33 protein-coding genes are annotated in these 26,629 nt (G+C 69.0%); 10 read left to right on the forward strand and 23 right to left on the reverse strand.

The window, feature by feature from the left end:
• Window positions 1–51: 51 nt before the first annotated feature.
• The 4 genes from NO345_RS06925 to NO345_RS06940 form a co-directional block, all read right to left on the reverse strand.
• A complete protein-coding gene (locus NO345_RS06925) occupies window positions 52–2,331 on the reverse strand; it encodes a transglutaminase TgpA family protein (protein WP_256297760.1) in 2,280 nt (759 codons plus the stop codon).
• Window positions 2,328–3,335 (reverse strand): DUF58 domain-containing protein, encoded by a 1,008-nt coding sequence (locus NO345_RS06930; RefSeq protein WP_256297762.1) that lies wholly within the window; start codon window positions 3,333–3,335, stop codon window positions 2,328–2,330. Before NO345_RS06930 ends, NO345_RS06925 begins: the two co-directional genes overlap by 4 nt.
• Window positions 3,332–4,324, reverse strand: a complete 993-nt coding sequence (locus tag NO345_RS06935) for an AAA family ATPase (protein ID WP_256297764.1) — start codon at window positions 4,322–4,324, stop codon at window positions 3,332–3,334. Before NO345_RS06935 ends, NO345_RS06930 begins: the two co-directional genes overlap by 4 nt.
• 201 nt (window positions 4,325–4,525) lie before the next feature.
• Window positions 4,526–4,789, reverse strand: a complete 264-nt coding sequence (locus NO345_RS06940; protein ID WP_256297766.1) for a DUF7573 domain-containing protein — start codon at window positions 4,787–4,789, stop codon at window positions 4,526–4,528.
• Between the two features lie 72 nt (window positions 4,790–4,861).
• On the opposite strand from NO345_RS06940, the gene NO345_RS06945 reads away from it, so the two are divergent.
• Window positions 4,862–5,095 (forward strand): DUF8024 family protein, encoded by a 234-nt coding sequence (locus NO345_RS06945; RefSeq protein WP_256297768.1) that lies wholly within the window; start codon window positions 4,862–4,864, stop codon window positions 5,093–5,095.
• Here the strand turns inward: NO345_RS06945 and NO345_RS06950 are convergent.
• Together NO345_RS06950 and NO345_RS06955 are read right to left on the reverse strand one after the other, a co-directional pair.
• Entirely contained in the window at window positions 5,046–6,035 is a 990-nt protein-coding gene (locus tag NO345_RS06950; protein WP_256297770.1) for a 5,10-methylenetetrahydromethanopterin reductase, read from the reverse strand. The two genes, NO345_RS06945 and NO345_RS06950, sit on opposite strands and share 50 nt — an antisense overlap.
• Complete coding sequence (locus tag NO345_RS06955; RefSeq protein ID WP_256297772.1) at window positions 6,028–6,789, reverse strand: coenzyme F420-0:L-glutamate ligase; 762 nt, start codon at window positions 6,787–6,789, stop codon at window positions 6,028–6,030. The genes NO345_RS06950 and NO345_RS06955 overlap by 8 nt, the downstream gene beginning before the upstream one ends.
• 131 nt (window positions 6,790–6,920) lie before the next feature.
• Between NO345_RS06955 and NO345_RS06960 the strand changes: the two genes are divergently transcribed.
• Window positions 6,921–8,180, forward strand: coding sequence for an eIF2B alpha/beta/delta subunit family protein (locus NO345_RS06960; RefSeq protein WP_256297774.1), 1,260 nt, complete (start codon window positions 6,921–6,923; stop codon window positions 8,178–8,180).
• A gap of 233 nt (window positions 8,181–8,413) precedes the next feature.
• Here NO345_RS06960 and NO345_RS06965 read toward each other — a convergent pair whose 3' ends face one another.
• The gene (locus tag NO345_RS06965; protein WP_256297776.1) at window positions 8,414–8,860 is read right to left on the reverse strand and encodes an NUDIX domain-containing protein; all 447 of its coding nucleotides are present in this window, start codon (window positions 8,858–8,860) and stop codon (window positions 8,414–8,416) included.
• 40 nt (window positions 8,861–8,900) lie between these two features.
• On the reverse strand, window positions 8,901–9,518 hold the full coding sequence (gene engB, locus NO345_RS06970) for a GTP-binding protein EngB (RefSeq protein WP_256297778.1): 618 nt from the start codon (window positions 9,516–9,518) through the stop codon (window positions 8,901–8,903).
• Window positions 9,519–9,609: 91 nt separating this feature from the next.
• Between engB and NO345_RS06975 the strand changes: the two genes are divergently transcribed.
• Window positions 9,610–9,882: a hypothetical protein gene (locus NO345_RS06975; RefSeq protein ID WP_256297780.1), complete on the forward strand. Its 273-nt coding sequence runs from the start codon at window positions 9,610–9,612 to the stop codon at window positions 9,880–9,882.
• A 195-nt stretch (window positions 9,883–10,077) separates the two neighbouring features.
• Entirely contained in the window at window positions 10,078–11,454 is a 1,377-nt protein-coding gene (locus NO345_RS06980) for a TIGR00341 family protein (protein ID WP_256297781.1), read from the forward strand.
• On the opposite strand, the gene NO345_RS06985 is transcribed toward NO345_RS06980, so the two are convergent.
• The 6 genes from NO345_RS06985 to NO345_RS07010 all read right to left on the reverse strand — a co-directional run bounded on the left by NO345_RS06985 (window position 11,451) and on the right by NO345_RS07010 (window position 15,389).
• A complete protein-coding gene (locus NO345_RS06985) occupies window positions 11,451–12,419 on the reverse strand; it encodes an NOG1 family protein (RefSeq protein ID WP_256297783.1) in 969 nt (322 codons plus the stop codon). The genes NO345_RS06980 and NO345_RS06985 overlap by 4 nt on opposite strands.
• A gap of 97 nt (window positions 12,420–12,516) precedes the next feature.
• Window positions 12,517–13,629 carry an N-acetylmuramoyl-L-alanine amidase gene (locus NO345_RS06990; protein WP_256297784.1) on the reverse strand — a complete coding sequence of 371 codons (1,113 nt, stop codon included), beginning with the start codon at window positions 13,627–13,629 and terminating at the stop codon, window positions 12,517–12,519.
• A gap of 100 nt (window positions 13,630–13,729) precedes the next feature.
• Window positions 13,730–14,014 carry a phosphoribosyl-ATP diphosphatase gene (gene hisE / locus NO345_RS06995; RefSeq protein ID WP_368407870.1) on the reverse strand — a complete coding sequence of 95 codons (285 nt, stop codon included), beginning with the start codon at window positions 14,012–14,014 and terminating at the stop codon, window positions 13,730–13,732.
• 35 nt (window positions 14,015–14,049) lie between these two features.
• Window positions 14,050–14,499, reverse strand: a complete 450-nt coding sequence (locus NO345_RS07000) for a bifunctional nuclease family protein (RefSeq protein WP_256297786.1) — start codon at window positions 14,497–14,499, stop codon at window positions 14,050–14,052.
• A 39-nt stretch (window positions 14,500–14,538) separates the two neighbouring features.
• Window positions 14,539–15,147, reverse strand: a complete 609-nt coding sequence (gene pdxT, locus NO345_RS07005; RefSeq protein ID WP_256297787.1) for a pyridoxal 5'-phosphate synthase glutaminase subunit PdxT — start codon at window positions 15,145–15,147, stop codon at window positions 14,539–14,541.
• 80 nt (window positions 15,148–15,227) lie between these two features.
• Complete coding sequence (locus tag NO345_RS07010) at window positions 15,228–15,389, reverse strand: preprotein translocase subunit Sec61beta (RefSeq protein WP_256297788.1); 162 nt, start codon at window positions 15,387–15,389, stop codon at window positions 15,228–15,230.
• Window positions 15,390–15,514: 125 nt separating this feature from the next.
• Between NO345_RS07010 and NO345_RS07015 the strand changes: the two genes are divergently transcribed.
• Window positions 15,515–15,784 carry a thioredoxin family protein gene (locus NO345_RS07015; RefSeq protein ID WP_256297790.1) on the forward strand — a complete coding sequence of 90 codons (270 nt, stop codon included), beginning with the start codon at window positions 15,515–15,517 and terminating at the stop codon, window positions 15,782–15,784.
• A 75-nt stretch (window positions 15,785–15,859) separates the two neighbouring features.
• Here NO345_RS07015 and npdG read toward each other — a convergent pair whose 3' ends face one another.
• The 4 genes from npdG to NO345_RS07035 all read right to left on the reverse strand — a co-directional run bounded on the left by npdG (window position 15,860) and on the right by NO345_RS07035 (window position 18,100).
• Window positions 15,860–16,528 (reverse strand): NADPH-dependent F420 reductase, encoded by a 669-nt coding sequence (npdG, locus tag NO345_RS07020; RefSeq protein WP_256297792.1) that lies wholly within the window; start codon window positions 16,526–16,528, stop codon window positions 15,860–15,862.
• Between the two features lie 138 nt (window positions 16,529–16,666).
• Window positions 16,667–17,074 (reverse strand): hypothetical protein, encoded by a 408-nt coding sequence (locus NO345_RS07025; RefSeq protein WP_256297794.1) that lies wholly within the window; start codon window positions 17,072–17,074, stop codon window positions 16,667–16,669.
• Window positions 17,075–17,164: 90 nt separating this feature from the next.
• A complete protein-coding gene (locus tag NO345_RS07030; protein WP_256297796.1) occupies window positions 17,165–17,686 on the reverse strand; it encodes a hypothetical protein in 522 nt (173 codons plus the stop codon).
• 120 nt (window positions 17,687–17,806) lie between these two features.
• Complete coding sequence (locus tag NO345_RS07035; protein ID WP_256297798.1) at window positions 17,807–18,100, reverse strand: ArsR family transcriptional regulator; 294 nt, start codon at window positions 18,098–18,100, stop codon at window positions 17,807–17,809.
• 113 nt (window positions 18,101–18,213) lie between these two features.
• Between NO345_RS07035 and NO345_RS07040 the strand changes: the two genes are divergently transcribed.
• Both NO345_RS07040 and NO345_RS07045 read left to right on the forward strand, forming a co-directional pair.
• Window positions 18,214–18,552 (forward strand): EMC6-like membrane protein, encoded by a 339-nt coding sequence (locus tag NO345_RS07040; protein WP_256297800.1) that lies wholly within the window; start codon window positions 18,214–18,216, stop codon window positions 18,550–18,552.
• A 3-nt stretch (window positions 18,553–18,555) separates the two neighbouring features.
• Complete coding sequence (locus NO345_RS07045) at window positions 18,556–20,370, forward strand: ribosome biogenesis/translation initiation ATPase RLI (protein WP_256297802.1); 1,815 nt, start codon at window positions 18,556–18,558, stop codon at window positions 20,368–20,370.
• A gap of 34 nt (window positions 20,371–20,404) precedes the next feature.
• Here the strand turns inward: NO345_RS07045 and NO345_RS07050 are convergent, their stop codons facing one another.
• Together NO345_RS07050 and NO345_RS07055 are read right to left on the reverse strand one after the other, a co-directional pair.
• A complete protein-coding gene (locus NO345_RS07050) occupies window positions 20,405–21,007 on the reverse strand; it encodes an OsmC family protein (protein ID WP_256297804.1) in 603 nt (200 codons plus the stop codon).
• A gap of 160 nt (window positions 21,008–21,167) precedes the next feature.
• Window positions 21,168–21,992, reverse strand: coding sequence for a helix-turn-helix transcriptional regulator (locus NO345_RS07055; protein WP_256297806.1), 825 nt, complete (start codon window positions 21,990–21,992; stop codon window positions 21,168–21,170).
• Between the two features lie 149 nt (window positions 21,993–22,141).
• Between NO345_RS07055 and NO345_RS07060 the strand changes: the two genes are divergently transcribed.
• The 3 genes from NO345_RS07060 (at window position 22,142) to NO345_RS07070 (ending at window position 24,444) form a co-directional block, all read left to right on the forward strand.
• On the forward strand, window positions 22,142–22,687 hold the full coding sequence (locus NO345_RS07060) for a hypothetical protein (protein WP_256297808.1): 546 nt from the start codon (window positions 22,142–22,144) through the stop codon (window positions 22,685–22,687).
• Window positions 22,688–22,845: 158 nt separating this feature from the next.
• A complete protein-coding gene (locus tag NO345_RS07065) occupies window positions 22,846–23,436 on the forward strand; it encodes a 50S ribosomal protein L15e (RefSeq protein ID WP_256297810.1) in 591 nt (196 codons plus the stop codon).
• Between the two features lie 141 nt (window positions 23,437–23,577).
• Window positions 23,578–24,444, forward strand: coding sequence for a DMT family transporter (locus tag NO345_RS07070; RefSeq protein WP_256297812.1), 867 nt, complete (start codon window positions 23,578–23,580; stop codon window positions 24,442–24,444).
• Between the two features lie 48 nt (window positions 24,445–24,492).
• Here NO345_RS07070 and NO345_RS07075 read toward each other — a convergent pair whose 3' ends face one another.
• From NO345_RS07075 to psmA, 3 genes are all read right to left on the reverse strand, one after another.
• A complete protein-coding gene (locus NO345_RS07075; RefSeq protein ID WP_256297813.1) occupies window positions 24,493–24,933 on the reverse strand; it encodes a hypothetical protein in 441 nt (146 codons plus the stop codon).
• 161 nt (window positions 24,934–25,094) lie between these two features.
• Window positions 25,095–25,784 (reverse strand): archaeal proteasome endopeptidase complex subunit beta, encoded by a 690-nt coding sequence (gene psmB / locus NO345_RS07080; RefSeq protein WP_256297815.1) that lies wholly within the window; start codon window positions 25,782–25,784, stop codon window positions 25,095–25,097.
• A complete protein-coding gene (gene psmA, locus NO345_RS07085; RefSeq protein ID WP_256297817.1) occupies window positions 25,781–26,527 on the reverse strand; it encodes an archaeal proteasome endopeptidase complex subunit alpha in 747 nt (248 codons plus the stop codon). Before psmA ends, psmB begins: the two co-directional genes overlap by 4 nt.
• Between the last annotated feature and the right edge of the window lie 102 nt (window positions 26,528–26,629).

Genomic DNA, 26,629 nt, shown 5'->3' on the forward strand with positions numbered 1-26,629 from the left:
ACACTATCGGGTGGGTGCGCAACAAATCGGGCGTCGCGGCGGTGGTGCCGGTCACCCGGCGAACCGACGGAGGATGGGTGTGTTCGAGCGGACCATCTCGTCGACGAGTTCGATGGCCTCGTTCGCCTCCTCCCGGCTCACGCCGGGGCCGTACACCGCTTTCTCGTGGAGTTCGACCACGCGGTCGGCACGTCTGTCGACGCCGGCGACGGACAGCCGCTCGACGTACTGCGACGGCGACTCGCTCGGTTTCCGCGGGCTGTAGCGACGTTCGAGCATCAGCTCGAGCCGTTCGACGGCACGCTCGATGTCGGTCTCGGGCTCGCGCCTCGTCCCCTGCCAGCGCAGCTTCGCGGCGCGGTGGACCGCCCGGGTCGCGCCCGCACGGTGGGCACCGGCGGCGAGGCCGACCATCGCGACGAGCCCGAAGGCGGCGTAGCGCTGCTGTTCGGGGGTGAAGCCGTCCGGACCGTCGCCGCCCTCCGTCTCACCGACGGTCGCGCCCGGCGTCGCGCCGGTGCCGTTGACGGGGCCACCGAGGTTGTCGGAGCCGACGCCCGGCAGGTCGGGGTCGCGGAACGTCTCGTTCCCGTCGGTACCGTTGTCGGTCGGCCGGTTGGTCGGGATGGCGGTCGTCGTCGTCAGCGGGGCGTCCTCGCTCCCGCCGACGTCTATCTGGCCGTCGCCACCGTCTCTGGCCTCCTCGATGGTCGCGACCTCGGCGTCACTCCGGGGGCCGCCGGGGGTGGGGTCGAACCTGACCCAGCCCACGTCGGGGAAGTACGCCTCGACCCAGGCGTGCGAGTCGAGCCCGCGGACGACCCACTGGTTCTCGTCGACCTGCTGGCCTGGCGTGTAGCCGACGACGTACCGGGCCGGGATGTCCTGTGCGCGGAGCATCATCGTCATCGTGGTCGCGTAGTAGACGCAGTAGCCCTGCTCCATCTCGAACAGGAACGACTCGGCGACGTTGCCGCTCGGCCGGTTCACGTCGAGCGAGTACTCCTTGTTCTCCTCCAGCCAGTCCTCGATGGCGACGGCGGTCTCGTAGGGGTTCTCCGCGCCGGCCTCGTCGACGATATCCTGGGTGCGCGACTCGAACTCGTTCGAGAAGTCCGGCTGTTTGTCGTCGGTGAGGTACACCTGCCGCACCGCAGCAGGGTAGTCGGTGCCGGCGTTCCGGAGCGTCGACTCCTCGGCGTCGGGTACCTCGCTGACGACGCGGTAGGTGTCGTTGGGCTGGAACGTGACGGTGGACTGGAGGCTGCCGTGGCCGGTCACCTGGGTGTACTCGCGGACCTGTCCCTCGACCCGGACGGGCTGGTTCGCCGCGGGCATCACGTTCGTCCGGGAGTGCATCCGGACGAGCTGTGAGACCGTCTCCGTCTCACCCGGTGGTGATTCCAGCTGTCCGCTGTACGCCTGGGACTGTCCGGTTCTGAGCCACGAACCGCCGGTGAAGCGGTCGTAGACACCGACGCGCCAGTACTCGGGGTCGTCCGCGGTGACGGTGAACCGGACCTCGGGGGAGAGCTCGATGTCGCCCTGGATGACCGTCTCGCCGGGCGAGCTCGTCAGGCTGCCTTCGACGGTCGTCGGTCCGCCGTCGACGAGCCGGAGTGCCGTGCCGGTGAACGGGAGCTGGATGGCGGACCCGATGAGCATGAGCGTGAAGAGGATGACGAGCACGTCCGCCTGCAGGACCGAGCCGCCGTGGCGTTCGAGCTCGCCGAAGCCGACCATCGCGATGCCGCCGAGCGTCGCGCCGAACAGCATCCCGCGCTGGAGCCAGCCGCCGTTGAACGCGGTGGCGGCGTCGCCGGTCAGCACCAGCACGAGGAACGCCAGCCCGCCGACGACGGCCGAGAGGACGTACCGCCGCCGGAACGCCAGGTACCACGAGAAAAAGGCCGGGGCGGGCGCGAACCCGAGCACCCAGAGCTGTGCCTCGCGCAGGCGAAGGATGGTCAGCCCGGTCAGCAGCGAGATGGAGTCGGCGATGATCTTGTCCCACGCCTGGACGAGCAGCTCCAGGCCGTTCGGCGTCGAGAGGATGTACGAGCCGTAGGAGACGACGAGCAGACCTACCGTGAGGAGGGCGGCGACCCGTTCGCCGATGAGCCGCGAGAGCACCGCGGCGAGCGCGATGGAGCCGGTCACCAGCAGCAGCAGCGGTATCGAGCCGCCGAGCGTGATGGTGAGGTCGTACAGCACCGCGACCCAGGTCGCGGTCATCACGGCGAGGCCACCGAGGGCACAGAGCCGGAACCAGTCGACCGAGTCGTCGATCTCGCTCTCGTTCCGGGCGCGGTAGGCGGTCGGTGCGCTCATGCCGCCACCTCGCGGCTCGAGGGCACGTCGTCGCTCACGAACTGCTCGAACGGCACCTCGCTGTCCTGCATCCGGACGCTGACGGCGGTGCCCTCGCTCGCGGTGATGCGGATGTCGGCCTCCTCGCGGTAGTGCTCGGGAACCTGTCCGGGGCCGACGGTCGCGAGCAGGCTGAGCAGGCGTTCGCGCTGGTCCGCGCCGGCGGCGACCTCGAGCTCGCCGTTCGGGGTCGCGATGCCGACGGCGATGCCGTTGTCCAGCAGGTAGAGCGCGATGCTCGCGGCCGCCTCTGCCATGTCGTCGTCCCAGCCGTCGGCGGCCTCCGCGGCGATGCGAACGTCACCGAGGTCGGTCTCGGCCAGGAACTCCTTGACGACGAGGTCGTCGGTGGGGCGCTTCGCGCTCGACTTCCAGTGCACGTCGCGCAGCGAGTCGCCGCGGTCGTACTCCCGGAGCCGGTCGAACTCCTCGCGGTTGTGGTCGAAGCCGCCTTCGGGCAGGAGGTTCAGGTCGTGTCTGGTCGACCCGGTGAGGGTGTACACGCGGGGGTAGACGAGGACGGAGTCGTACATGCTGTAGCTGTAGGTGCGTTTCGCGAGCGCGAGCACGTCGGTCACCGTGACGGTGAGCGGGCCGAGCTCGTGCTCGCCGCGGGCGAGGTACTCGACGTCGTACTCGAGGACGGTGTCGCCGACGGTCGTATCGAACACGTTCCCAGTCGCGCCGAGGGCGGACGGGGTCTCGTCGACGACGCGTGCGGCGACCGGCGATGAGACGTCGAAGCGGAGCCGGACGGGTCTGGTCTCGCCGATGTGGCCGGCGTCGGGGACGACGCGCTCGACCTCTGGACGGCCGGTGAGGGCGATCTGGATGACCGCGCCGAGACAGGCGACGACGACCGGGATGACGATGGCACCGAGCTGACGCGACCCGAACTGCACCGCCATCGCTACGGTGACGACGAGGAGGACGACCGCGCCGATGCCGCGTCTGGTGAGTCTCATTCGACGGGGACGGTCTCGATGGCCTCCTCGACGACCTGGACGCCCTGGTCACGGGGGCCGCTCGCGGCGAGCCTGATGCGGTGGGAGAGCACGCGCGGTGCCTCGGCCTGGATGTCGTCGGGGATGACGTAGCCACGACCGCGCAGGACCGCACGTGCCTGTGCCGCACGCAGGAGCGCGATGGTCCCACGCGGGGAGACACCGAGCTTCGCGTGCTCTCTGGTGAACTCGGAGATGCGTGTCGCGTAGTTCCGCACGGGCTCCTTCACCGTCACCTCGGCGACGGTCCGACGGGCGCGCCTGACGGTCTCGATGTCGGTGACGGGGGCGAGCGAGTCGATGGGGTGGTCGCCGACGACGCGGGCGAGCATCTCGGACTCCTCGGCCTGCGAGGGGTAGCCGAGGTTGAGCTTCTTCATGAAGCGGTCGACCTCGGCGAGCGGGAGCTCGTAGGTGCGGTTCGGCTCGACCGCGTTCTGGGTCGCGATGACGGTGAAGGGCTGTGGGAGCTTCCGGGTCGTCCCGTCGACGGTGACCTGCTCCTCCTCCATCGCCTCGAGGAGTGCGGACTGGGTCTTCGGCGGCGCACGGTTGATCTCGTCACCGAGGACGATGTTCGCGAACACCGGTCCCTTCTGGAACTCGAACTCCCGGGTCTTCTGGTTGAACACGTTGACCCCGGTGATGTCCGAGGGGAGCAGGTCCGGCGTGAACTGGACGCGCTTGAACGAACAGTCGATGGACGCCGCGATGGCGCGAGCGAGCATCGTCTTCCCGACGCCGGGGACGTCCTCGAGGAGGACGTGGCCACGGGCGAGGATCGCGGTGAAGACGTGCTCGATCTCCTCCGGGTGGCCGACGATGACGTCCTCGACGTTGGCGAGGACGTCGCGACTGACCTGTGCGGCCTCGTCCACGGGGAGTGCGTCCGTGGTGGTCTCTGGTCGACTCGGCTGGTGTGAAGCGTCTGGAGTGTTGGCGTCCGTCATGGTGGTGCTTCCGACCGCTCGTGTCCGTCTGGAGGGCTGCTACCTCGGTCTGGGTGGGGTAACGGGATAGTTTTTTTGTTGCCCATAGTCGCGGTTTTAGTGTCCGGTCGCTGGTGACCTCGCCGGGTATGTGTGTGCACGTGTAGCATTCCCGGACTTGTAACGTTGCCGTGCTACTCTCTGCCAAAGGTTACCGGCTGGTTACCAGTCCTTGCAGTCGCTACAGAGCAGCCGGCCGTCCTCGGTCCACGCACGCTGGATTTGGGAGCCACAGTCGGTACACGGCCGGGGGTCGACGCTCCAGCGCGATGTCGGCCGGACCGGATCCGGAGCGTCGCGACCGCCGATGGTTCCGGACTCCGCTGTCGCTTCGCCGTCGGGGCTCTCCGAACCTGTGGTGCCGTCCGCTGGCTCCTCGTCGTCCCCGCCGACCCCGAACTCCGTCAGCGAGGCGTCTCGTGTCATGGTCTCTCGTACGGGTGGAACACCCTTGAGGGCAACGGACAGAACCAAGTACTCCCGCTCGAACCGTCGCGTATGCTCAGTATCGAGACGGTCGCACTCCAGACCGACCCGGTCGCGAACGTCGAGCAGCTCGTCGAAGGCTTCGGGCAGGTCGCCGCCAACGGCGACCCGCTCTCCATCGCGCTGATGGCCGTCGGTGCCGTGCTGACCGGCCTTGCAGCCGGTGCGTTCGGCCTGCTGGCCGCCGGTGGCCTCCTCAGCGGTCTCGCCCGCTCGCTCTCCCGAGAGCCCCCGCGAGGAGCGTAGGCGCGACCGACCGGTCGGGCCCCAGCGGGCTCCCGGCAACGAAGCTGTCCGCGTAGGTCGACACTTCCGCTATCCGCGCGCCGACCTGCTCCGGCGTCCCCGCGATACAGAACGCATCGAGCATCCGCTCTGTCACTGCAGCGAACGCGTCGTCGAACGAGCCCGCCGAGAGGTGCTCGCCGACCCTGGCGGCGACCTCGTGGTCGACGTCGTGGCGGTCCAGCACCGGCTCCGCGGCACCCGCCGCGATGAACGCGACCGGCGGTCGAGCCGCTGCACGTGCCGCCGCCTCGTCCTCGGCGACGCTGACGCTCGCGAAGGCCGCGAAGTCGAACTCGCCGCGGGAGTCGGGGCGCTCGTCCAGCCCCTCCGCGACACGATCGGCCGCCCACTCGAAGTCCCGCGGATGCGAGGCGTTGAGCAGGACTCCGTCGGCGTGCTTCGCCGCCATCCGGATCATGTGCGGCCCCTGCGCGCCGACGTACACCGGCACCTCGCCCACGTCGAAGTTCAGCTCGGCGCTCCGGGCGGTGAACGTGCCGTCGTGGTCGACCTGCTCGCCGTTCCAGAGCCGCTGTGCCACCTTGAACGTCTCCAGCACGCGCCGGAGCGGCCGGTCGTGCTCGTAGCCGAGGTTCGACAGCGCCGAGCGGTCGCCCGCACCGATACCGAACACGGCCCGCCCGTCCGTCGTCTCGTCGAGCGTCCCCATCCGGGTCGCCAGCGAGACCGGATGCGTCTCGTACGGGTTCGCCACCCCCGGCCCGACGTCGAGGTCGGTCGCCCGCCCGACCCGGTCGGCGACGACGAACGGGTCGCGGTTGAAGTGATGCGAGGAGACGAACGCCGTGTCGAAGCCCGCGTCCTCGGCGGCCTTGGCCGTCTCGACGATCTCCGCGGTCGGGTGCTCGGGCGTGAGTTCGATGCCGAGTCTACGCATCGTCGAACTCCCACCCCCGCAGCGCCTGCCTGACGAAGTCGCTGTCCACGTCCCGGAACACCGAGTCGTGCCCGTCGTGGTCGCCGAACGCCCAGTCACGGACGACGACGATAGGCTTGCCGCCGTCGCCCTCGCCCGCGACGAGGTTCGCCGCGCCGGCGAGCTCGTCGACGACGCACTGGACGGTGACTCCCAGCTCGCGGCCGTCGCGGTCGTGCTCGCCGCGCCAGTCCCGGTTGCCCGGCATCCCGTCCCAGCCGACGGCGACGGCGGCCTGTCCGTGCCGGAACGGCCGCCCCGACGTGTCAGTAACCACGACCGGGTTCCCGTGCGGGAGCCCCTCCCGGATGCGGGCGGCGCTCTCGCTCGGCCGCTCCGGCAGCAACAGCAGGTCGTGGCCCGGCACGTTCGACCGGTCGATGCCCGCGTTGACGCCGACGTGGCCGAACTTCGTCTCCGTGAGCAGGAACGGGGCCTCCATCAGCAGCTCCGTCGACTCCTCCAGGACGGCCTGTGCGAACCGCGGGTCCTTCTCGTCGCCCGTGATGTCCTCCAGCCGTCCGGCAATCTCGCGGGCCCGGGGGCCGTCGGGGAAGTCCGCGAGCTCTGCGAACCGTCCTTCCGCCTTCGAGACGACCGTCGACGCGACCACCACCACGTCGTCCGGACGCAGGTCGAACCGCTCCGGTATCACGGCCGCGAGGTCGTCGCCCTCGCGTATCTCCGGCACGTCCGGGACCGCCAGTAGCTCCATACCAGTCCGTTCCGGAGGCCCGGACAAAAGCGCCCCGGTGGTGGAAAGCCCCGCCCGTGTCGGCTGTCACCGCCCTCCCCGAATCGAACGCGATGACAACACTCACACCGTTGGCTTGCGTTCATCGACGCATGAGCGAGGAGACGCACGTCGTGACGGCGTTCCTGCGGCACGACGGCGAGGTGCTGTTGCTGCGGCGGAGCGACGCCGTCGGGACGTACCGGGGACGCTGGGGCGGCGTCTCCGGCTACGCCGAGGGCGACCCGGAGACACAGGTCGAGACCGAGATCGACGAGGAGACGGGCATCGACGGGACGGAGCGGACGCTCGCCAGGGCCGGGAACCCCGTCCGGGTCGACGACGACGACCTCGACCGCACGTGGGTGGTCCACCCGTTCCTCTTCGACGTGACGACGCGCGAGGTGACGACGAGCGAGGAGCACGACGCCTTCGAGTGGGTCCCGCCGACGGCGATGTTCGAGCGCGACGTGGTGCCCGAACTGTGGCCCACCTACGAACGCGTCGCCCCCTCCGTCCGGAGCGTCACCGCCGACGACGAGCACGGCGCGTCGTATCTCTCCATCCGGGCGCTCGAGGTGCTGCGCGACCGGGCCGCGACGCTCGTCGCCGAGGACGGGTCCGACGCCGACGCGTGGGACGAGCTCGCCGACCTCGGCCGGCGGCTCTCCCGCTCGCGACCGAGCATGGCGGTCCTGCACAACAGGGTGAACCGCGCCCTCGCCGAATCGGACCGGACCGTCGCGTCAGTGCGTGAGGCGGCGACCGACGGCATCCACCGCGCCGTCACCGCCGACACCGACGCGGCCGTGCGGGCCGGGGCGCTCGTCAGCGACCGCACCGTCCTCACGCTGTCGCGGTCGGGGACCGTCCGCCGTGCCTTCGCGGAGGGCGATCCCGAAGAGGTCCTCGTCGCGACGTCCGAGCCCGGCGGCGAAGGCGTCGGCGTCGCGGAAGAACTCGTCGGCGACTGCCCCGTCACGCTGCTGCCCGACGCCGCCGTCGCGCAGGCCATCGTCGACGGCGAGGTGGACGCGGTGCTCGTCGGTGCCGACACCATCCTCCCCGATGGCGTCGTCGTCAACAAGGTCGGTACGCGCACGACCGCCGTCGCGGCCGCTCACGAGGAGGTGCCCTGCTACGTCGTCGCGTCGACCGACAAGATCCACACCGAGCCGTCGGTCAACGTCGAGAGTGGCCGTCGCTCGGCGGTGTACGACGGTGACGCCCCCGTCTCGGTGTTCAACCCGGTCTTCGACGAGACCCCTGCTCACCTCGTCGACGCGTTCGTCACCGAGCGCGGCGAACTCTCTCCCGGTGACGTCGACGCCGTAGCCGACGAACTGTCGGCACTCTCCGAGTGGCGTGATTGACAGGCGACTCGGCTACACACGACGGCTCGTCGCACACCCGCCTCGACCGTCGTGGGCTGTTCGTCAGGTGATGCCGGTGCTGGTCGCGTTCTCGTACTTCAACCGTCGGCCGGAGTCGCAAGTGAGAAACCGTCGGTCCGACTAGTTCCGGGCGGGCGGCGGTGACGAGGGTTACCCCCACCGAGCCCCGTGTGACGAGGCACTCAATCCGAGCCGCCCCATTCTGCGAGACGCTACCAGCCCAGTGACTGCCGTCGCTCCTCGGCGAGGGAGACGAACGCGGCGGTCCACTCCGGGCAGTCGGGGTGGCTCTCGACGGCTCCGGGCGCGAGCCAGTGGACGGCGGCGACCTCCTCGGGGGCGGCGACGACCGGCTCGTCCTCGTCGTGTCGTGCGAGGAAGACGACGTTCAGGCACTCCGCGCCGGTGTCGGCGACGAACGCGTTGCTCTGGACGTAGGTGAGGTCGGTGACGCCCACGTCGACCTCCTCGCGGACCTCGCGGTGGATGGTGCTCTCGAAGGTGCCGGTCTCGTGTGCGGTCCCCTCGACCTTGCCCCCGACGAGGGCGAGCTGGCCGCTCGCGTGGTCTTCGTCGGCAGCGCGCTCGACGAGGAGGTAGTCGCCGTCGCGGTAAATCGCAGCTTCGACGTTGACGACGTAGTGTGGCACGTCTGTCATCACTGCCTCGTTTCCGACGGGGGTAGTTAGCCCCGTCGGCTCAGAAGTACTGGAAGAGCTCGTCGTGGTTCTGTGCGTGGAGGTGGTCGCGGAGGGCCTCGTTGAGGGCGTTGATGCGGCCCTGTTTCGCCGTGATGGGGGCGACGATGTCCTGCCACTGCTGCCACGGGGGGTGGAGGCCGAGGCGGTCACAGAGGTCGTCGAGGCGTTCGTCGCGGTCGTCGACCTTGTCCATCTTGTTGACGGCGACGACCGTGGGGACGCCGAGTTCGCGGAGGAAGTGGAACATCTCGACGTCGTAGGGGACCTCGTCCTCGGTGGTGTGACGGTCGATGATGTCGACCGCGCTCTTGCCGTCGACGACGAGGACGGCGGCGAGGAAGTTGTCGGCGTACTCCTCGAGGTAGGCGACGATGTCGTCCTTGATGGCCTCGCGGCGGTCGGCCTCGACGCCGGACATGAAGCCGAAGCCGGGCAGGTCCGTGACGACGAAGTCGTGGGCCGACCAGTCGTAGTGGTTGGGCTCGCGGGTGACGCCGGGTTTCCCGCCGGTGTCGAAGGAGTGGCCGGTGATCTCGCGCATGAGCGTCGACTTGCCGACGTTTGACCGCCCGACGAAGACGACCTCGTGGGCACAGTTCGGACGGTTCTCGAACATGGACGTCCGTATCCGCCCGAGGGGCAAAAGGGTGTCTCGTCGGCCGCGTCGGTCCCACAGAGTGACGTGTCCCGCGTTCGACAGCGCGAGCATGGCCTCCGCAGCGGACCACGTCGCCGCACTCGCGTTCGGGTTCCTCGATGGTCTCTCCTTCGGCATCGCGTTCGGTGTTCTCTCGTTGCTCTCCCTCGGCGTCGTCCCGTGGTCCGTCCGCGTGGCGCTGCTCGGCTTCGGTGTCGGTGCCGTCGTCGGTCTCCTCGTCACGGCGTACAGCACGTACCGGTTCCACCGCGACGGACAGGCGTTCGCCGCGGTTCGCGTGCTGTTCCGGTTCTGGAAGCGGTACGTCGCGTCGTGGGCCTGATGGGCGAGGGTTTATCCGGGAACGCGGGGCCAAAAGCGGCGTGCTCTGACCTGCCGCCACCGGACGCCGAGCGGGTGTGCGACGCGTCGTCCGGTGGGCGGTCGTGCGTCGCCTGCTCGCCATCCACATCACGTGACGTAGCTCCGACTCCCCTGACCCACGGGATTTTTCTGCTCGTTCTGCGTCGAAGGTGACGTGCGACTCGTCCAGGTCATGATTCCGGCGGGCAAGCGCCGGGCCGTCCTCGACGCGCTCGACGACGCGGGCGTCGAGTACGCGCTCACGGACGAGGTGAGCGGTCGGGAGTACACCGCGGTCGTCTCGTTCCCGCTCCCGACGGAGGCGGTCGAACCCATCCTCGAACGGCTCAGGGAGGCGGGTATCGAGCGGGAGTCCTACACGGTCGTCCTCGACGCCGAGACGGTCGTCTCGCAGAAGTTCGAGCGGCTCAGCGATGAGTACGCCGAGGACGAGGAGACGAGCGGCCGCATCTCGCGCGAGGAGCTGAAGGCCCAGGCGCAGCAGATGGCACCGGATATCTCGACGTACGTCCTGCTGACCGTCGTGAGCGCCGTCATCGCCACCGCCGGGATATTGCTGGACTCGGCGGCCGTCGTCGTCGGTTCGATGGTCATCGCGCCGCTCATCGGCCCGGCGATGGCGGCCAGCGTCGGCACCGTTCTCGACGACCGTGACCTGTTCACGCGGGGGGCACGGCTCCAGCTCCTCGGGGTCGTCGTGGCCATCCTCGCCGCCGCCGTCTTCGCGGTGGTGCTCAAGGAGGTACACCTCATCCCGCCGATGGACGTGACCGGAATCGGGCAGGTCCGCGAGCGACTGCTCCCGGATTTCCTCTCGCTCGCGGTCGCCATCGGGGCCGGTGTCGCGGGGGCGACCTCGCTCCGGTCCGGCGTCTCGGCGTCGCTCGTCGGCGTCATGATCGCGGTGGCGCTCATCCCGCCGACGGCCGTCATCGGCATCGGAATCGCCTACGGCCTCCCACTTGTGGTGCTCGGCGCGAGCGTCCTGGTGCTCGTCAACGTCCTCTCTATCAACCTCGCCGGCACCGCGACGCTCTGGTACGCGGGCTACCGCCCCGACCAGTGGTTCCGGACGGACGAGGCCCGGACCGTGACGCTCCAGCGCATCGCGGTGCTCGTCGCCTCCATCGCGGTGCTCTCGGTGTTCCTCGGCGGCGTGACCTACATGTCCTACACGACGGCGGCCATCGAGGACGACATGAGAGCCGGCATCGAGGAGACCGTCGACGAGTACCCGGAGGCGACGCTGGTCGACGTCGAACTCGTCCACGAGGAGAACGTCTACGAGCGTGCGTTCGACCCACGGCCGGAACGTATCGTCGTCACGGTCGCGAGGCCGCCCGGACAGGCGTACCCGCAGCTTCCGGACCGGCTTGCGGCGATGCTCCAGAACGGTGACGGGCTCGTCGTCGAAGTGCGGTACATCGACGCGGTGACGGTGTCGGAGCGTGGGCACGGGTCGACGGAGCCGCGCCGTTCGTCGCTCCCTGCGGCCCCGGTGCAGAACCAGATTCTCGCGCGGCTGGCCTAGTTCGACTCCTCGAACGGCAGCTCCAGCTCGTAGTCGACGGCCTCGACGGCGGCGTCGAGGACCCCCTGGACGTTCTCGTCCTCGGTGATGCTCATGTACAGGTCGGCGTCGACGTCGCGCGAGCGGTCGGACTTGTTGCAGACGGTGAGCAGCGGGACGTCCTCGAAGTCGTCGGCGACGGCGTCGCGGAGCGCCAGCTGTGCGTCGAGCGGGTAGCCGCAGTCGCCGCTGGCGTCGACCATGAACAGGAGGCAGTCACCGAGGTGTGTGAGCGCGGAGATGGCCTGCTGTTCGATGTCGTTGCGTTCGTCGGCGGGCCGGTCGAGGAGCCCCGGAGTGTCGACGACCTGGTAGCGGATGCGGTCGCGCTCGAAGTGACCGACGCCGATGCCCTTCGTCGTGAAGGGGTAGGACGCCGTCTCGCCACGTGCCCGGGTGACGGTGTTGACGAACGAGGACTTGCCGACGTTCGGGTAGCCGGCGACGACGATGGTCGGCGCGTCGGGGTCGATGTCGGGAAGGGTCTTCAGGTCGTCGCGTGCCTCGCCGATGCGGAGCAGGTCGTCCTCGACCTCCTCGACGACGTCGGCGAGCCGAGCAAAGGCCTGCTTGCGGAGCTTGCGCGCGGTGTCGACGTCGTTGCGTCGCATCCGGCCCTCGTACTCCGAGCGGATCTCGGCGGTCTTGCGTGCCGCCCAGCTCACCTCGCTGAGCGACTGCCGCAGTTCGTCGACGTCGACGATGGCGTCGGCGAGCTCGTAGTAGAACGGGTCGACCGTGTCGAAGTCGGGCCAGGCCGTGACGACGTTCTCCATGTTGTCGGAGAGGATGTTCGACGCCGTCTGGAGCATCGAGGTCTGGGCCTCGTGCCCGGACTTGGCTCGCCCCGAGCGGGCCGCCCGCGAGAACGCCTTGTCGATGAGCTCCTCCGACCGGGGGGTCGTCGGGAGGTTCTCGAAAATCATGGTCACACGTTGTCTGCGCGGACGTATAAGGCGTTCCTTGTGGGTTCGCTCGCGGAGAGCGTCGGTGGGCGGGTGCGCGCCGCTCCGGGGGCGCGCTCTACACCGCGGCCAGCCACTCCTCGGGGCACCACGCCCAGACGTTGGTCCCGTCGTCGAAGTGGACGCCCCACCAGGTGTAGCCGTCCTCGTCGACCGGCCCGTTGACGATGTTGCCGCCGGTGTACGCGGGCATCACCTGGACCTTCGGCGCGTCGAGTCCGGGCTGCTCGCGGACCCACACGTCGGCGGTCGTCTGGACGTCCTGTTCGTCGTGGAACGTCGCGCCTCCTCCGGCTTCGAGGTAGGTCTCGACGGACCAGCCCCACACGTCGGCGTCGAGCCAGTGCAGCCCCCACCAGGTGTAGCCGTCCGCCTCGACGGGGCCGTTGACGACCTCGGCGGTGGTGTCGGCGGGGAACGTGTCGACGAGCGTCGCGCTCGTGGCGGGCTGTTCCCGGGTGTTCAGGTCGGTCGTGTTGTGGACGATGTCGCCGTCGGCGAAGGTCGGGTCGCCGCCGCCACCGCCACCGCCGCCGCTCCCGTCGGTCACGAGCGACATGAAGTAGTCCCAGTCCCACGTGTCGCCGGGGTCGACCTTCCCGTCGGTGACCTGCGAGCAGTCGTACGGCGAGGGGATCTGCTCGTGGCCGATGACGCCGCCCTGCCCGTCGTACGCGGAGCAGGGCGCGATGTCGTACGTCGGGTGCTGCATCGGCACGTCGTACGTCTCGCAGACGTGCCGGACCACGTCGGCGGTCTGCTGGTAGATGTTGTCGTTGAAGTCGGTCTGGTTGGCGAAGCCCTCCATCTCGATGGAGACGCCGGTGTCGTTGTAGGGCCCGTTGCCCTGCGTCCACGCCACGTCCTCGACGTTCACCATCTTCGTGATCTGGTTCGCCTGGTTGCCGACCACGTAGTGCGAGGAGACGTTCGCGTCGGGGTTCTGGAACCAGCTGATGCAGCCCTCGTAGCTCCCCTCGATGGTGTGCAGTACCACCCAGCGGACGTCCGAGGCGCTCCGACTCGCGTTCGAGTAGTTGCTCGGGTCGGCTGGCTGCCAGTCGTCGGCCGGGTCGGCTGCCGTCGCGGTCGTCGCCGCCATGCCCGAGAGCGCGAGTGCGCCGAGGGACGCAGCCGTCGCCCGCAGGAACTGTCGCCTGTTGCCTGTCATGACACGTCATGCCGTGCCAGGGGAGGGGGCAAGAAACTTTTTGAACACCAGTTCGGTTGACGAAAGTTTCTAGTGGAAATCTCTTATGGTTACCAAACCATCAGCGTCGCTCCGCGAGCTCGGCCCGCAGGTCGTCGACGTCCAGGTCCTTCATCGAGAGCAGGACGAGCAGGTGGTAGACGATGTCCGCGCTCTCGTGGACCAGCTCGTCGTGGTCGTCGTCCTTCGCCGCCAGGACGAGTTCGGTGGCCTCCTCACCGAGCTTCTCCAGCACGGCGTTCTCGCCCTTCTCGTGGGTGAACAGGCTGGTCGTGTACGAGCCCTCGGGGAGGTTCTCCTTGCGGTCCTCGACGACGGCGAACAGCTCGTCGAGCACGTCGTCCATCGAGCCGTCGTCGGGCGTCTCCGTGGCGTCACCGCTCATGCGAACTCCGTCACCTCGCGGATGTCGTCGAGCTCGGCGAACTCGTCGGCGTCGCGGCGGCTGTCCCGGAACACTGGCTCGGAGATCTCGATGGGGGCGTTCGTGCGGGCGGCGAGTGCGAGCGAGTCGCTCGGGCGGGCGTCGACGACAACGTCGTCCCGCGGGGTGGCGACGTGGAGGTCCGCGATGTAGGTGCCGTCCTCGACCGCGCTGACGACGACCTGGGTGACCCGGCCACCCAGCTCCTCGACGACGTCGAGCAGGAGGTCGTGGGTCAGCGGGCGGCCGATGTCCTCGGCGTCGAGGCCGCGCGCGATGGCGATGGCCTCCTCGAAGCCGATGAAGATGGGGACCACGTCCTCGGCGTCCTCGACGCTCAGGACGACCACGGGGACGGGCCCGTCGCGGGTTCCGGCGACGCGGACCGCGTCGATGGCTGCGTTCATGGCGGGACGGAGGGGACCGAGGTAGAAAAGTCCCCGCTCTCAGCGGGTGATGGGCTCGGCCTCGGCGTCGGCGAAGAACGCGAGCCGGTGGACACGGACGTCGGGGGTCAGCTCGGGGTGGAACGAGGTCGCCACGACGGGGCCGTCGCGCACCGCGACCGGGCGGTCGTCCCACGTCGCCAGCACCTCGACATCGTCGCCCACCTCGTCGATGACCGGCGCGCGGATGAAGACGGCCGGGAACGGTTCGTCGAGGCCCTCGACGTCGAGCGGAGCCTCGAAGCTGTCCTTCTGCCGGCCGAACGCGTTCCGGTCGACGCTCACGTCGACGAGGTCGAGCGTCTCGACGCGGTCGTCCTTGGCGTCGCGCGAGGCGACGATGAGTCCGGCACACGTCGCCAGCATCGGCTTGCCGGCCCCGACGTGGGCGACGATTTCCGGGGCGATTCCCTCCTCGTGGAGCAGCCGCGAGATGGTGGTGGATTCGCCGCCCGGGACGAGCAGCAGGTCGCAGTCCGGGACGATACCCGACTCGCGTATCTCGCGCACCGTGACGTCCTCACCGTGGGCCTCCCCGGCCCGGCGGATGGCGTCGGCGTGCTCCGAGACGTCGCCCTGGACGGCGACGACGCCAGCGACGAGTGTCATATCCCGCTCTAGCGGGTGCCGAAGGAAAAGCCTCGCGAGTCAGGGTCACGCTGCCGGCGTTCGAGACGGCGGTGTCCGACCTACAGCGCGACGCGCAGGACCATCACGAGCGCGCCGAAGAAGACGCCGAACGCGACGACCGTCTTGGGGTCGATCTGGATGGCGTTGCGGTCCTCGGCGTCGAAGTAGCGGACGAGCCCGGCGCTGGACATCAGCCCACCGGTGTTCTCTCCCTTGCTCATACGAGCCGTTCGTCGCCGTGCCCGTCTAAACCTTTCGACACCGTCCTCGCATCGCCACCGCGGTCGTGTACGCACCTCGCCGAACCAAACCCTTATGCGCGCAGCGAGGGAACACTCGTGCGATTATGGCAGTCACGCTCAAGGACTTCTACGCCGACTGGTGTGGCCCCTGCAAGACGCAGGACCCCATCCTCGACGAGCTCGAGGAGGACTGGGCCGATCGGTTCGAGGTCGAGAAGATCAACGTCGACGAGGAGCAGGACGTCGCGAACGAGTACCAGGTCCGCTCGCTTCCCACGCTCATCGTCGAGAACGACGACGGCGTCGTCGAGCGCTTCGTCGGCGTCACCCAGCGCGAAGATCTCGAGGACGCCCTCGAGAAGGCCGGCGCATAACCGCGCCGACGGTGGTGGTCGGGGCACCGTGCCCCTTTTCGACGTCTCGATTCCCGCGAGCAACAGCAGCCCCCGCTACTCGAACTTCACGCCGACGTCGTGCATGCCGTCGTTGTAGCGCGCGATGTTGATGACCAGCGGCGTGACGCTCTCGACCTCCGCCGCGTTGGCGAGCGGGCCGGCGTCGAGCGAGCGCAGCCCCTCTAACTCGTCGGCGAGCTGGCGCACGATGTCCTTCGCGTCCGGGTCGTCCCCGACGACCAGCGTGTCGAGGTCCAGCTCCACGTCGAGGTTGGCCAGCCGGTCCGCCGACAGGTTGTGGAACGCGCCGACCACGGAGATCTCGTCCGGCGCTGCCTCCGCCGCGATGGCGGTGACACTGCCCGCACCGGGACGGTGGTAGTGCATCCCGTCCTCGTCGCCCTTCATCCCCACCGCTGGCGAGACGAGGATGGTGTCCTCGTCCAGCTTCTCCGCGACCGAATCGACGGTGTCACCGACGTGGTACGGCGGAACGGCCAGTACCACGACGTCCGCACGGTCGGCCGCCATCTCGTTCGCGAAGCCCTTCACCGTCCGGTCGACACCCCGGCTGTCGAGCTCCGTCTCGTACGACTCCGCGGCGGTGCGTGCCTTCTCGGCGTCGCGCGAGCCGATCAGTACCTCGTGGTCCGTATCGTAGGCCCAGCGGAGCGCGAGCCCCTGGCCGATATCGCCCGTGCCACCGAGCAGTGCGATTCGCATACCCGTGTCGTGGACCCGGACCGTGAATAAGGGTTCGGAGTCGGCAGGTGAACGTGTGAAACGGGGAGGTGGTCGCCGGTGACGGGGCGTCCGCGAGAAACACTGGCGAGAACAGTTCGAAAAACTTCGTCTCGCCGCCTACTCCCCGTCCCGCGCGGGCGTCTCGTTGTACTCGCTGGCACGCCAGAGGAAGGTGAAGAACGCGGCGAAGTAGCCGAGTCCGGCACCGGCCCAGCCCGCGACGCTCGGGATCACGCCTTCGAGGGCGGTGGCGGTGGCGAGCGCGCCGATGACGGCGGCGAGTTCGACGAAGACGAGGTCGCCGAACTTGCCGGCCCAGGAGCGCTCCGCGAGGTAGCCGTCGGTGTCGAACGTGCTCGCGACGAGTGCGAAGACGGCGATGCCGACGGGGGTCGAGAACGCGATGCCGAGGGCGGTGCGCTGTGCCTCGGACATGCCGGCGATGGTGGTCGACTGGAGCGTGCCGGCGATGACGCTCCCGATGACGAGGAAGACGATGACGACGGCGATGCGCTTGACGTTCATGGGCAGGCTACCGTCCCCGAGCACGAAAGGCGGTTCGACTCCGGCCGGTGGCCGGGCCGGGACGACGGCCGGTCACGGCGGCAGCCCCGTTCACGCTGCGGTGACGGTGGCGTTCGCGAGCGGGACCTCCTGCCCGTCCTCGACGTAGTACACGGTGACGGTCTGGCTGGACTCGACGCCGACGAGGGTGACAGAGTCGCCCGCCGTGACGCGGTCGTCGGGGCCGGTGTCGAACCGCAGGTCGGCCCACGTCGCCCGGTCGCCGTCGACCGCCACGACGAGGCTCCCCGCGCGGGGCGAGCCACCGCCGGCGTGCGCGAGCGTCGCCGAGCCGTCGGCCTGGACCGAGAGATCGAACGCCACGTCGGGTGCCTCGACCGGCCCGTCCGGGCTCTGCGTGAGTGCCCAGGCGACGCCGCCGATGCTCGCCGCGAGCATGAGGACGACGACGCCGACGACCACCAGCCGGCGTCGTGGGTTCGCCAGCTCCGGTGCCCGGGGGTCCGTCGCCGGCGACCGGGCGTCCCCGACTGGCTCCTCGTCTCCGTGCTCGGCTGGCCCGCCGACGTGCCCGTCCTCGCCCGACGGCGGTCCACCGTCACCATCGCTCATAGCCGGACCGTCGCTCGCCTCCGATAAAGTCGGTGTGGCCGGACGGCGACGCGACGGCCGACGCTGGCGGCGGCGCTGGAACTGACGGGTCGGTGCTTCGAGAACGAGCGTCGAAGAACGTTACTCCGCGCAGCAGGGCTCGGCTTCGTTGCAGTCGGCCTCGCCGCCGTCGGCCGCCACCTTCTCCTCCTCGATCTCGTAGAGGCTCTGTCGAGCGTCGGCGAAGTAGACGTCCTGGTTGACGAGGTCGATCTCCTGTAGCCGTTCCAGTGCGTACCGGACCGTCCGGGCCGAGAGCATCGACTCCTGGACGATCTGCTTCTGGGTGAGCGGCCCGTCGTATTCGAGCACCTTGTACACGAGCTTGGCGCTGGGCGGTAGCTCCTCGAGTTCCTCCCCGGTTGTGCTCATCATTACGAATCGAAAACCGCCACGACCTTAAAGTTCACCCCAACGACTCCGCCGGACACCTGCCAGGACGGGAGACAAGCGAACGCCTTTTTACCGGCGCTCACACACCCACGAACATGGCTACCGATACGGCTGGCTCCGATACGGCAGACTCGGAGGACCAGCACTTTCATACGGTCACGCGGACCGCCCTGTCGGCGGGGGCGGGGGTCGCCGGTGCCTTCGTCTCGGCCTCGCTCACCGCGGGGGCCGAGACGGCGGCGATCGCGGCCCAGAACCAGACGGCACAGCTCGTCGTCATCCTCGCCATCGCGGTCCAGCCGCTCCTCCAGCGGCTGCTCGGCGTCTACAAGGACGACTTCGGGGCGAAGGACTTCCTGTTCATCGCGTTCATGACCTTCTCCTTCTGGTTCGTGACGTGGGGAATCATGCTCAGCGCGCAGCAGCCGGGGTGAACCATGGCCGACGACAGCATCGCGGTGGTCGACCTGGAGCGCTGCCAGCCCGACCGCTGCAACTACGAGTGCAAGAACTTCTGTCCGCCGAACCGCACCGGCAAGGAGTGCATCACCCTCCGCGGCGAGGACGCCATGGAGGGGAAACCCGACCAGGTGCGGATCTCCGAGGAGATCTGTCTGGGCGAGACCTGCGGTATCTGCGTCGAGAAGTGCCCGTTCGACGCCATCGAGATCATCAACCTCCCCCAGGAGCTCGACGACGAGCCGGCACACCGCTACGGCGAGAACGCCTTCTCGCTGTACGGGCTCCCGGCCCCACAGGAGGGACAGGTCACCGGTATCCTCGGCCCGAACGGCATCGGGAAGACCACCGCGGTGCGCATCCTCGCGGGCGAGATGCGGGCGAACCTCGGCAACTACGGCACCGAGCCGGCGTGGGACGACGTGCTCGACCGCTACCGCGGCACCGAGCTGCAGGCGTACCTGCGCGAGCTCCGCGACGGCGACGTCAGCGTCGCCCGCAAGCCCCAGTACGTCGACCAGATCCCGAACCAGTTCGACGGCACCACCCGCGAGCTGCTCGCCTCGACCGACGAACGGGGCGACCTCGACGCCATCATCGACCGGCTGAGCATCCGGCCCGTGATGGACCAGCACATCGGCGACCTCTCCGGCGGGGAGCTCCAGCGCGTCGCGCTGGCCGCGACGCTCGCCCGGGACGCCGACTTCTACTTCCTCGACGAGATCACGCCGTACCTCGACATCGGCCAGCGGGTCACCGCCGCGCGGCTCATCCGCGACCTCGCGGCCGACGGCGACCGGTCGATGCTCGTCGTCGAGCACGACCTGGCCATCCTCGACCTGCTCGCGGACAACCTCCACGTCGCCTACGGTGAGCCCGGCGCGTACGGTGTCGTCACGGACCCGAAATCCGTCAGGAACGGCATCAACGAGTACCTGAAGGGCTACCTCGACAACGAGAACATGCGCATCCGGCCGAACGCCATCCAGTTCGAGGAGCACGCCCCGCGCACCGTCGCGAAGGGCGAGGTGCTCGTCGAGTACCCCGACCTCGAGATGAGCTACGGCGAGGGCGAGTTCTCGCTGACCGTCGACGGCGGCACCGTCCACGAGAACGAGGTGCTCGGCATCGTCGGCCCGAACGGCATCGGGAAGTCCACGCTCGCGAAGCTGCTCAACGGCAGCCTCGAACCGGACGAGGGCGAGCTCGACTTCCGGCTCGACATCTCCTACAAGCCGCAGTACGTCGAGATCGACCAGCCGATGCGCGTCGACACGTTCCTCATGTCCATCACGGACCAGTTCGGTTCCTCGTACTGGAACACCGAGATCGCCCAGCCGCTCCAGCTCGAACGCATCATGGAGCAGAACCTGGAGGACCTCTCCGGCGGCGAGCGCCAGCGCGTCGCCATCGCGGCGTGTCTCTCCGAGGAGGCCGACCTCTACCTGCTCGACGAGCCATCCGCGCACCTCGACGTCGAACAGCGCGTCCAGGCGACCAGCGCCATCCGGCGCTACGCCGAGAGCCAGGACGCGACCGTCATGGTCATCGACCACGACATCTACATGATCGACCTGCTCGCCGACCGGCTGATGGTGTTCGACGGCGAGCCCGCCGAGCACGGTCACGCCGGCACGCCCCAGCCGATGCGCTCGGGGATGAACGAGTTCCTCGCGAACCTCGACGTGACGTTTCGTCGGGACGAGCGCACGAAACGACCACGCGTCAACAAGCCCGACTCGCAGCTCGACAAGCAGCAGAAGGAGGAGGGCGAGTACTACTACTCGGCCTGAGCCGGGACCGGTCCGCTGCGTCGTCGGTCTCCGTTCAGTCGTCGGCCGCCTCGACGGGCGTCTCGAGGCTCACCTCGACGTCCTGTGCGAGGGAGACGAGCGTGTAGACGGGGGCCCGCCGGGCCCACTCGTCGACCATGTCCGGGTCGAGGTCCGGCCCCTCGATCTCGACCTCCGCCGTCAGGTTCTGGAACACCGAGTCGGCCTCGGCGAGCTCCGCGAGACTGAACAGGACCGCGGGGTCGAAGTCGGTCCGGACGTCCGTCCGGAGGTGGTCGATCTCGACGCCGTTGGCGGCGGCGTTGATGGTGATACCGACGTTGATGCAGGCTGCCAGCGCCGACAGTGCCGCCTCGACCGGTTCGATCCGGTCGGTCGCCCCGACCCACCCGCCTGCGTCGAGCACCTCCTTCCAGCCGCCGTACGGGACGGTGTACTCGCGGGTCTCGCGGGCGATGGTGTCGCCGCCGAGCTCGTACGAATCTATCTTCGCCAGGCTGTGGGCCGCCGTCCCCTCGTAGGTCGCCGACGCGCCGAGTCCGAGCTGGACCGCCTCGGGCTCGGTGGCCGCGTGCTCGGCGAACTCGCCGAGTGTCTCCAGGTCGATTCCGTGCATGAGCTGCTGGTCGTCGGTCATGTGTTGTCGCCTCCCGGCAAGCGGAGCTACGGCCCTCGAGCGGTTGTAGTTAGCTCGCGCGATCTCGGCGGGGGGTCCCGGCCCTGCGGTCACTGCGAACGTGCTACGGACTGCCGGCGAGTCGGGGACTGCCGGGACGGCACGCCCTATCGTTCCGGCATCAGCCGGCGAGCGGTGCGGGTTCGAACGGTCTGGCCTCGCTGCTGTGGCGCTCGTAGACCTCCCGTGCCCATTTCCGGACGGTCGGGTTCGCGGTGTCGACGAGCGCCTGGACCGTCCCGCTCTCCCGTTCGTAACAGCTGATGGCGATGCGGTCGTCGAGCAGCGCGGTTCCGTACGGTGGGAGGCCGTCGTGTTCGAGGACGGTGAAGTTCTCCCGCTCCAACAGCTCGGTACAGCGCTCGGGATACGTCGAGCAGAAGTACGTGTGGCAGTTCAGTCGGTCGACGATGGTCGTGTCCAGCCCGTCGTCGACCCGTCGGCAGAGCACGTCGAAACAGGGCTCCATCAGGGCGACCTCGGGGCGGATACAGCGCAGCGTCTCCGTCCCCCGGAGGAGCGACTCGAACCGGTTCACCGGTCGGTACGGGAAGTCGGGGGTCGCGACCGTCACGGTCAGCTCGGCCCAGCTCTCGACCGGGAGCCCGGCGACAACGTCGGGGAGCCAGTGCCAGACGTCCCGCAGCTTCCGTTCCGTCTCTAGCCGTTCGAGCAGTTCCGCGACGCCGTCGGCGACGGCCTCGCCCAGCCGCGTCGCCACGTACCGGTAGCCGTCCTTGCGGACCCAGAGCCGGTCCTCGAACTCGCCCAGCGTCCGTCGCATGGTGGACGAGGACACGTTCGCCAGCTCGCAGAGCTCGGAGCGGCTGCGCGGTCGGTCGGTCAGCACGATGAGTGTGGGGATGCGGTGCGCCGACCGTGCGAGGTAGGCGACGTCCGCGATCGACCTATCGCCAATGCCATGTGGGTTGGTACCTATCTCCATACTCTGGCTACGCCCAGCGCGTCAAAAACTGTTGGGTAACCGTCTGTGGAGCTGGGTGCGGGCGTGTGTGGCTGACCGGTCACCCCGAACGGGGCGCGGTTGCACCCCTCCCCTCAAGACACTTACCGGGCGAGACTGACGGTTCGACCATGCGACGCCGCGCCCTCCTCGCAGCGACCGCGACCGCGCTCGGAAGCGCCACCCTCACCGGCTGTCTCGGCGACGGCGAATCGGGCGGTGACGGGACGAACAGCCCGGACCCGGCGACGAACCGGACCGCGACGCCGACCGACACGGCCACTGCGACCAGCGCGGATTCGTTCACCGAGAACTGCCCGACGGAACCGGACATCGACGGGCTCCCGGCCCGACCGGCGGCCCTCACCGAGTCGTCCGTCGTCGACTACCTCCGCGAGTTCGAGGAGGTGTACGTGGTGGCGACGGACGACAGCTACGCGGCCATCGCCTCCATCAGTGTCACCGAGACCACGGCGGCGGACGACGGCTACGAGGTCGACATGGCCGTCGAGGGCGTCGAGCCCACGCGGACCGGAACCGCGACCGAGCAGCCCGCCGACGCGACCGCCCACCGCGTCACCTACCGGCTTCGGGGGGACACGCTGGTCCGCGAACTGCGTGGCTACCCCGCTGGCCGAGCGCTCTCGGAGGACTGCTGGACGGTCTCGACGGCGTGAGTACCGCGACCGGCTTTCGAAGCCCTTAACCCCCTCAGTGGAGAATTTCGGGTAACTCGCTGGCGGACGGGCTCCAGCGGGCACCTGCGCACAACAGGTCATCGGAATGTGGTTCGCCGACGCGAACTGAACCGGACAACGCCCGTGGTGATACACACATGGCACGAAGCTTCTACTCCCACATCAAGGAAGCCTGGCGGGACCCGGACGACGGGAAGCTCGCCGAGCTGCAGTGGCAACGAAAACAGGACTGGCGACAGGAGGGCGCGATCGAACGCGTCGACCGCCCGACCCGGCTGGACAAGGCCCGCGAGCTGGGCTACAAGGCCAAGCAGGGCGTCGTCGTCGCCCGCGTCTCGGTCCGCAAGGGGAACGCCCGCAAGCAGCGCCACAAGGCCGGCCGCCGGTCCAAGCGCCAGGGCGTCAACCGCATCGGCCGCCGGAAGAACATCCAGCGCATCGCCGAGGAGCGCTGCGCCCGCAAGTACCCGAACCTGCGCGTGCTCAACTCCTACTGGGTCGGTGAGGACGGCTCCCAGAAGTGGCACGAAGTGATCATGGTCGACCCCGAGCACCCGGCCATCGAGAACGACGACGACCTCGGCTGGATCTGCGACGACAGCCACACGGGTCGCGCCTTCCGCGGCCTCACCAGCGCCGGCAAGCAGAACCGTGGCCTGACGTTCAAGGGCAAGGGTACCGAGCACACCCGTCCCTCGAACACCTCCGGTCGCGGCCGCGGCAAGTAACCACGCCACCTTCTTTCGGTTTCGCGGACCGACCAGCGACGCGTGCGCCGGTCGCCGTGGCAGCACGTCCGTGCCCGCAGCCACCCACGACCGACTGCCGGAACCGGTCGGTTCATCCCGGCCCGGGCGAGAGGCCTGAGCGTGAACGGTATCGCCCTCGCGCTGTTCGCGGCGGTCCTCTTGGGTGCCTACATGTTCGGCGTGAAGCGCTACTTCGCCGCGTACCCGGCGTCGGTGTACATGTTCGGCGTGTACGCCGCCGCCGTGGTCTGGTACCTCCCGGTCGCCGTGGCGACGACGGACGGCCCGCCCGTGCCGACGACCGTGCCCGGGTTCGTGGCGTCGCTGGCGGTTTCGGTCGGCGTCGTGGTCGCGCTGCTCGCGTTCTTCCGGGCGCTCTCGACCGGTGACGTGAGCTACGTCGCGCCGATCAGCAAGGTCGTCCCCGCGTTCGTCCTGCCCATCGAGGTGCTGGTCCTGCACGAACGCCTCTCGACGGTGCAGATCACGGGTATCGTCGTCGTCACGCTCGGGCTCTACCTCGTGAACTACGAGCCCGGCACGCTGCTGGAGCCGCTCGAGCGGGCCGTGCGAGCCCGTCCCGCCCAGCTCGCGCTGCTCAGCGCGGCGACGTTCGGGGTCGTCGACGTGGGGAAACGCGTCGTGCTGCAGGAGCTTGGCGTCGACCCCGCCGCGTTCGTCGTCGTCATGCTCGTCACCACGTTCGTCGGGGTCGTCCCGCTCGCGCTCCCGAAGCTCGACCGGGCGGCGATGGCCGCCGACTGGTGGAAGTTCGTCGCCTTCGGGGCCGTCGTCGCGGTCGGCCAGCACGTCATCTCGCTCTCCTTCACGACGCTGCCCGCGAGCGTCGCCTCGCCCATCGTCAACGCGCAGGCGGTCGTCGCGGTGCTCCTCGGCGGGGTCGTGCTGGAGGAGCCGAACTTCCGGCTCCGGCTGGCCGCCGCCAGCGTCGCCATCGCGGGCGTCGCGCTCATCACGCTCGGGTGAGCCAGCGGCGCGCCACTCCCGGCACAGAACCAGTCCGTGGGTCACCACTCACGACGGGCCGTCGGCCGACTCGCCGTGTTCGTCGATGGTCGGGAGGTCGACGCGGTCGGCGTACACGCGGACGTACGCGGTGGCGAGGCCAAACAGCCACGCGAGCAGGAACGGCTCGCGGCTCCCGGCCGGTGCCTCGACGCCGAGGAGCGACATCATCGTGCCGACGCCGAGGAGCCAGAACGGCATGCTGACGACGGTGAGACCGATGAACCGGGCGAAGCTGCGGTGTGACCACCCGCGGTCGACGAACAGGGCGGCACCGAGGACGCCGACCGCGGCCGTGAGGGCGAGCACGCCTGGGCCGAGCGGGTCCCCGAGTATCCCGTCCGCGAGCGCGGCGGTCGGGAACGCGACGACGACGATGCCGAGGAACGCGAGCGTAAGGTCCGTGGCCGTGTCGAGTGTACCGCGAACGTCGTGTTCGGTTCGTTCCATGGTGGACCGAACGCCGCTCGCGCTCATTCAACGTGCAGCCAAGCATCTTACCGTGGGGTGGCCCTATCCAGCTTGGCTAGGGATTTAACCGAAGGTCCGCTCGTGGCAGCGTCGCTGCTGGGGTCGGGCGACTCGAAGAAGACGCGGGACGGCTCGTCGACTTACAGCTCGTCTTCGTCCGGGAAGCCGTCGTACTCGGTGATGTCGACGCCGTCCGCCGTGACCTCACAGAGGACGAGCCCGTTGCCGGAGCCGGTGTCGCGCTCCGCGGCGCTGTGGACGGCGCGGGCGGCGAGGCGGCGGGCCTCGTCCATCTCGATGTCCTCGTGCCACTCGCCCTCGAGCAGGCCGTAGGCGACCATCATCCCGGAGCCGGTGACGGTGTAGTCGTCCTTCATGACGCCGCCGGCGGGGTCGATGGAGTAGACGTGGCTGCCCTCGTCGTCGACGCCACCGAGGATGGGGTTGATGGCGAAGAACGGACCGCCGCGGGCGAAGTTGCCCGCGAGCGTGGCGAGCGCCTCGATGCTCATGTCGTCGCCGCGGCGGGTCTCGTAGAGGTTGACCTCGGCGCGGAGGGACTTGATGAACGACTGTGCGCCGCCGACGCTGCCGACGAGCGTCATCGCCGCGGTCGGGTGGATCTCCTCGACCTTCACGACCTGCTTGTTCGAGACGAAGCGGCCGCCGAGGCTGGCCCGGCGGTCGGTCGCGATGAGGACGCCCCCGTCGGTCGCGATACCGATGGTGGTCGTCCCGGTCTTGTTGACGTTCTGTTCGTCGCCGGCCTGTTCTCGCCACTCGGACGCGCCGAGTTCGGGTTCGTAGGGGTCGGTGTTGTCGAGCTTCATTCGTCGTCACCCTCCGTGAGGAGGTCGAGTTCCGCGAGACGGTTCTCTATCTCGTCCAGTTCGAGGGTCCGGTACTCACCGCTTTCGGTCGCTATCGTGGAGATGGCCAGTCCCTCCGGCGGGAAGCCGTCCTCCTCGCCGACGGCCATGGCCTCGATGGCGAGGTCGATACCCTCCTGGAGCGTGAGGTCGTCGTCGTACTCCTTCTCGAGGTAGCCCTGGATCTCCTCGCGGTTGCCGCCGATGGCGATGGCCTTCCACTCGTACGGGGTGCCGGACGGGTCCGTCTCGAAGAGGCGGGGTTCGCCGTCGTCGATGCCGCCGACGAGCAGCGCGACGCCGAACGGTCGCGCGCCGCCGGTCTGGGTGTACTGCTGGATGTGGTCCGTGACGGTCTTCGTCAGCGTCTCGACCCCGATGGTCTCGCCGTAGCGGAGCTGGTTGACCTGCGCCTGCCGGCGGGCCACGTCGATGAGCTGGCGGGCGTCGGCGACGTGCCCGGCGCTCGCGATGCCGACGTGGTCGTCTATCTTGTGGAGCTTCTCGACGGAGTCGCGCTCCATCAGCGGCGAGCGACTGCGACGCTCGGCCACGAGGACGACGCCCTCCGGCGTTCGAATCCCGACGCTCGCGCTGCCGCGCTTGACGGCCTCGCGTGCGTACTCGACCTGGTAGAGACGTCCGTCCGGCGAGAAGATAGTGATCCCTCGGTCGTACGCCTGCTGCTGGTTCTGACCTTGCATTGTCTGCGTTAACCTGAAGTTAGCGACGTGTTTTTAAGTACTTTTTTGTACTCCCCGGCGGCGGGGTGGGGACAACTGCGTATCTCCACCCAGGTCTCCCAG

The organism is Haloarchaeobius salinus, from assembly GCF_024464185.1.
Taxonomy (GTDB): domain Archaea; phylum Halobacteriota; class Halobacteria; order Halobacteriales; family Natrialbaceae; genus Haloarchaeobius; species Haloarchaeobius salinus.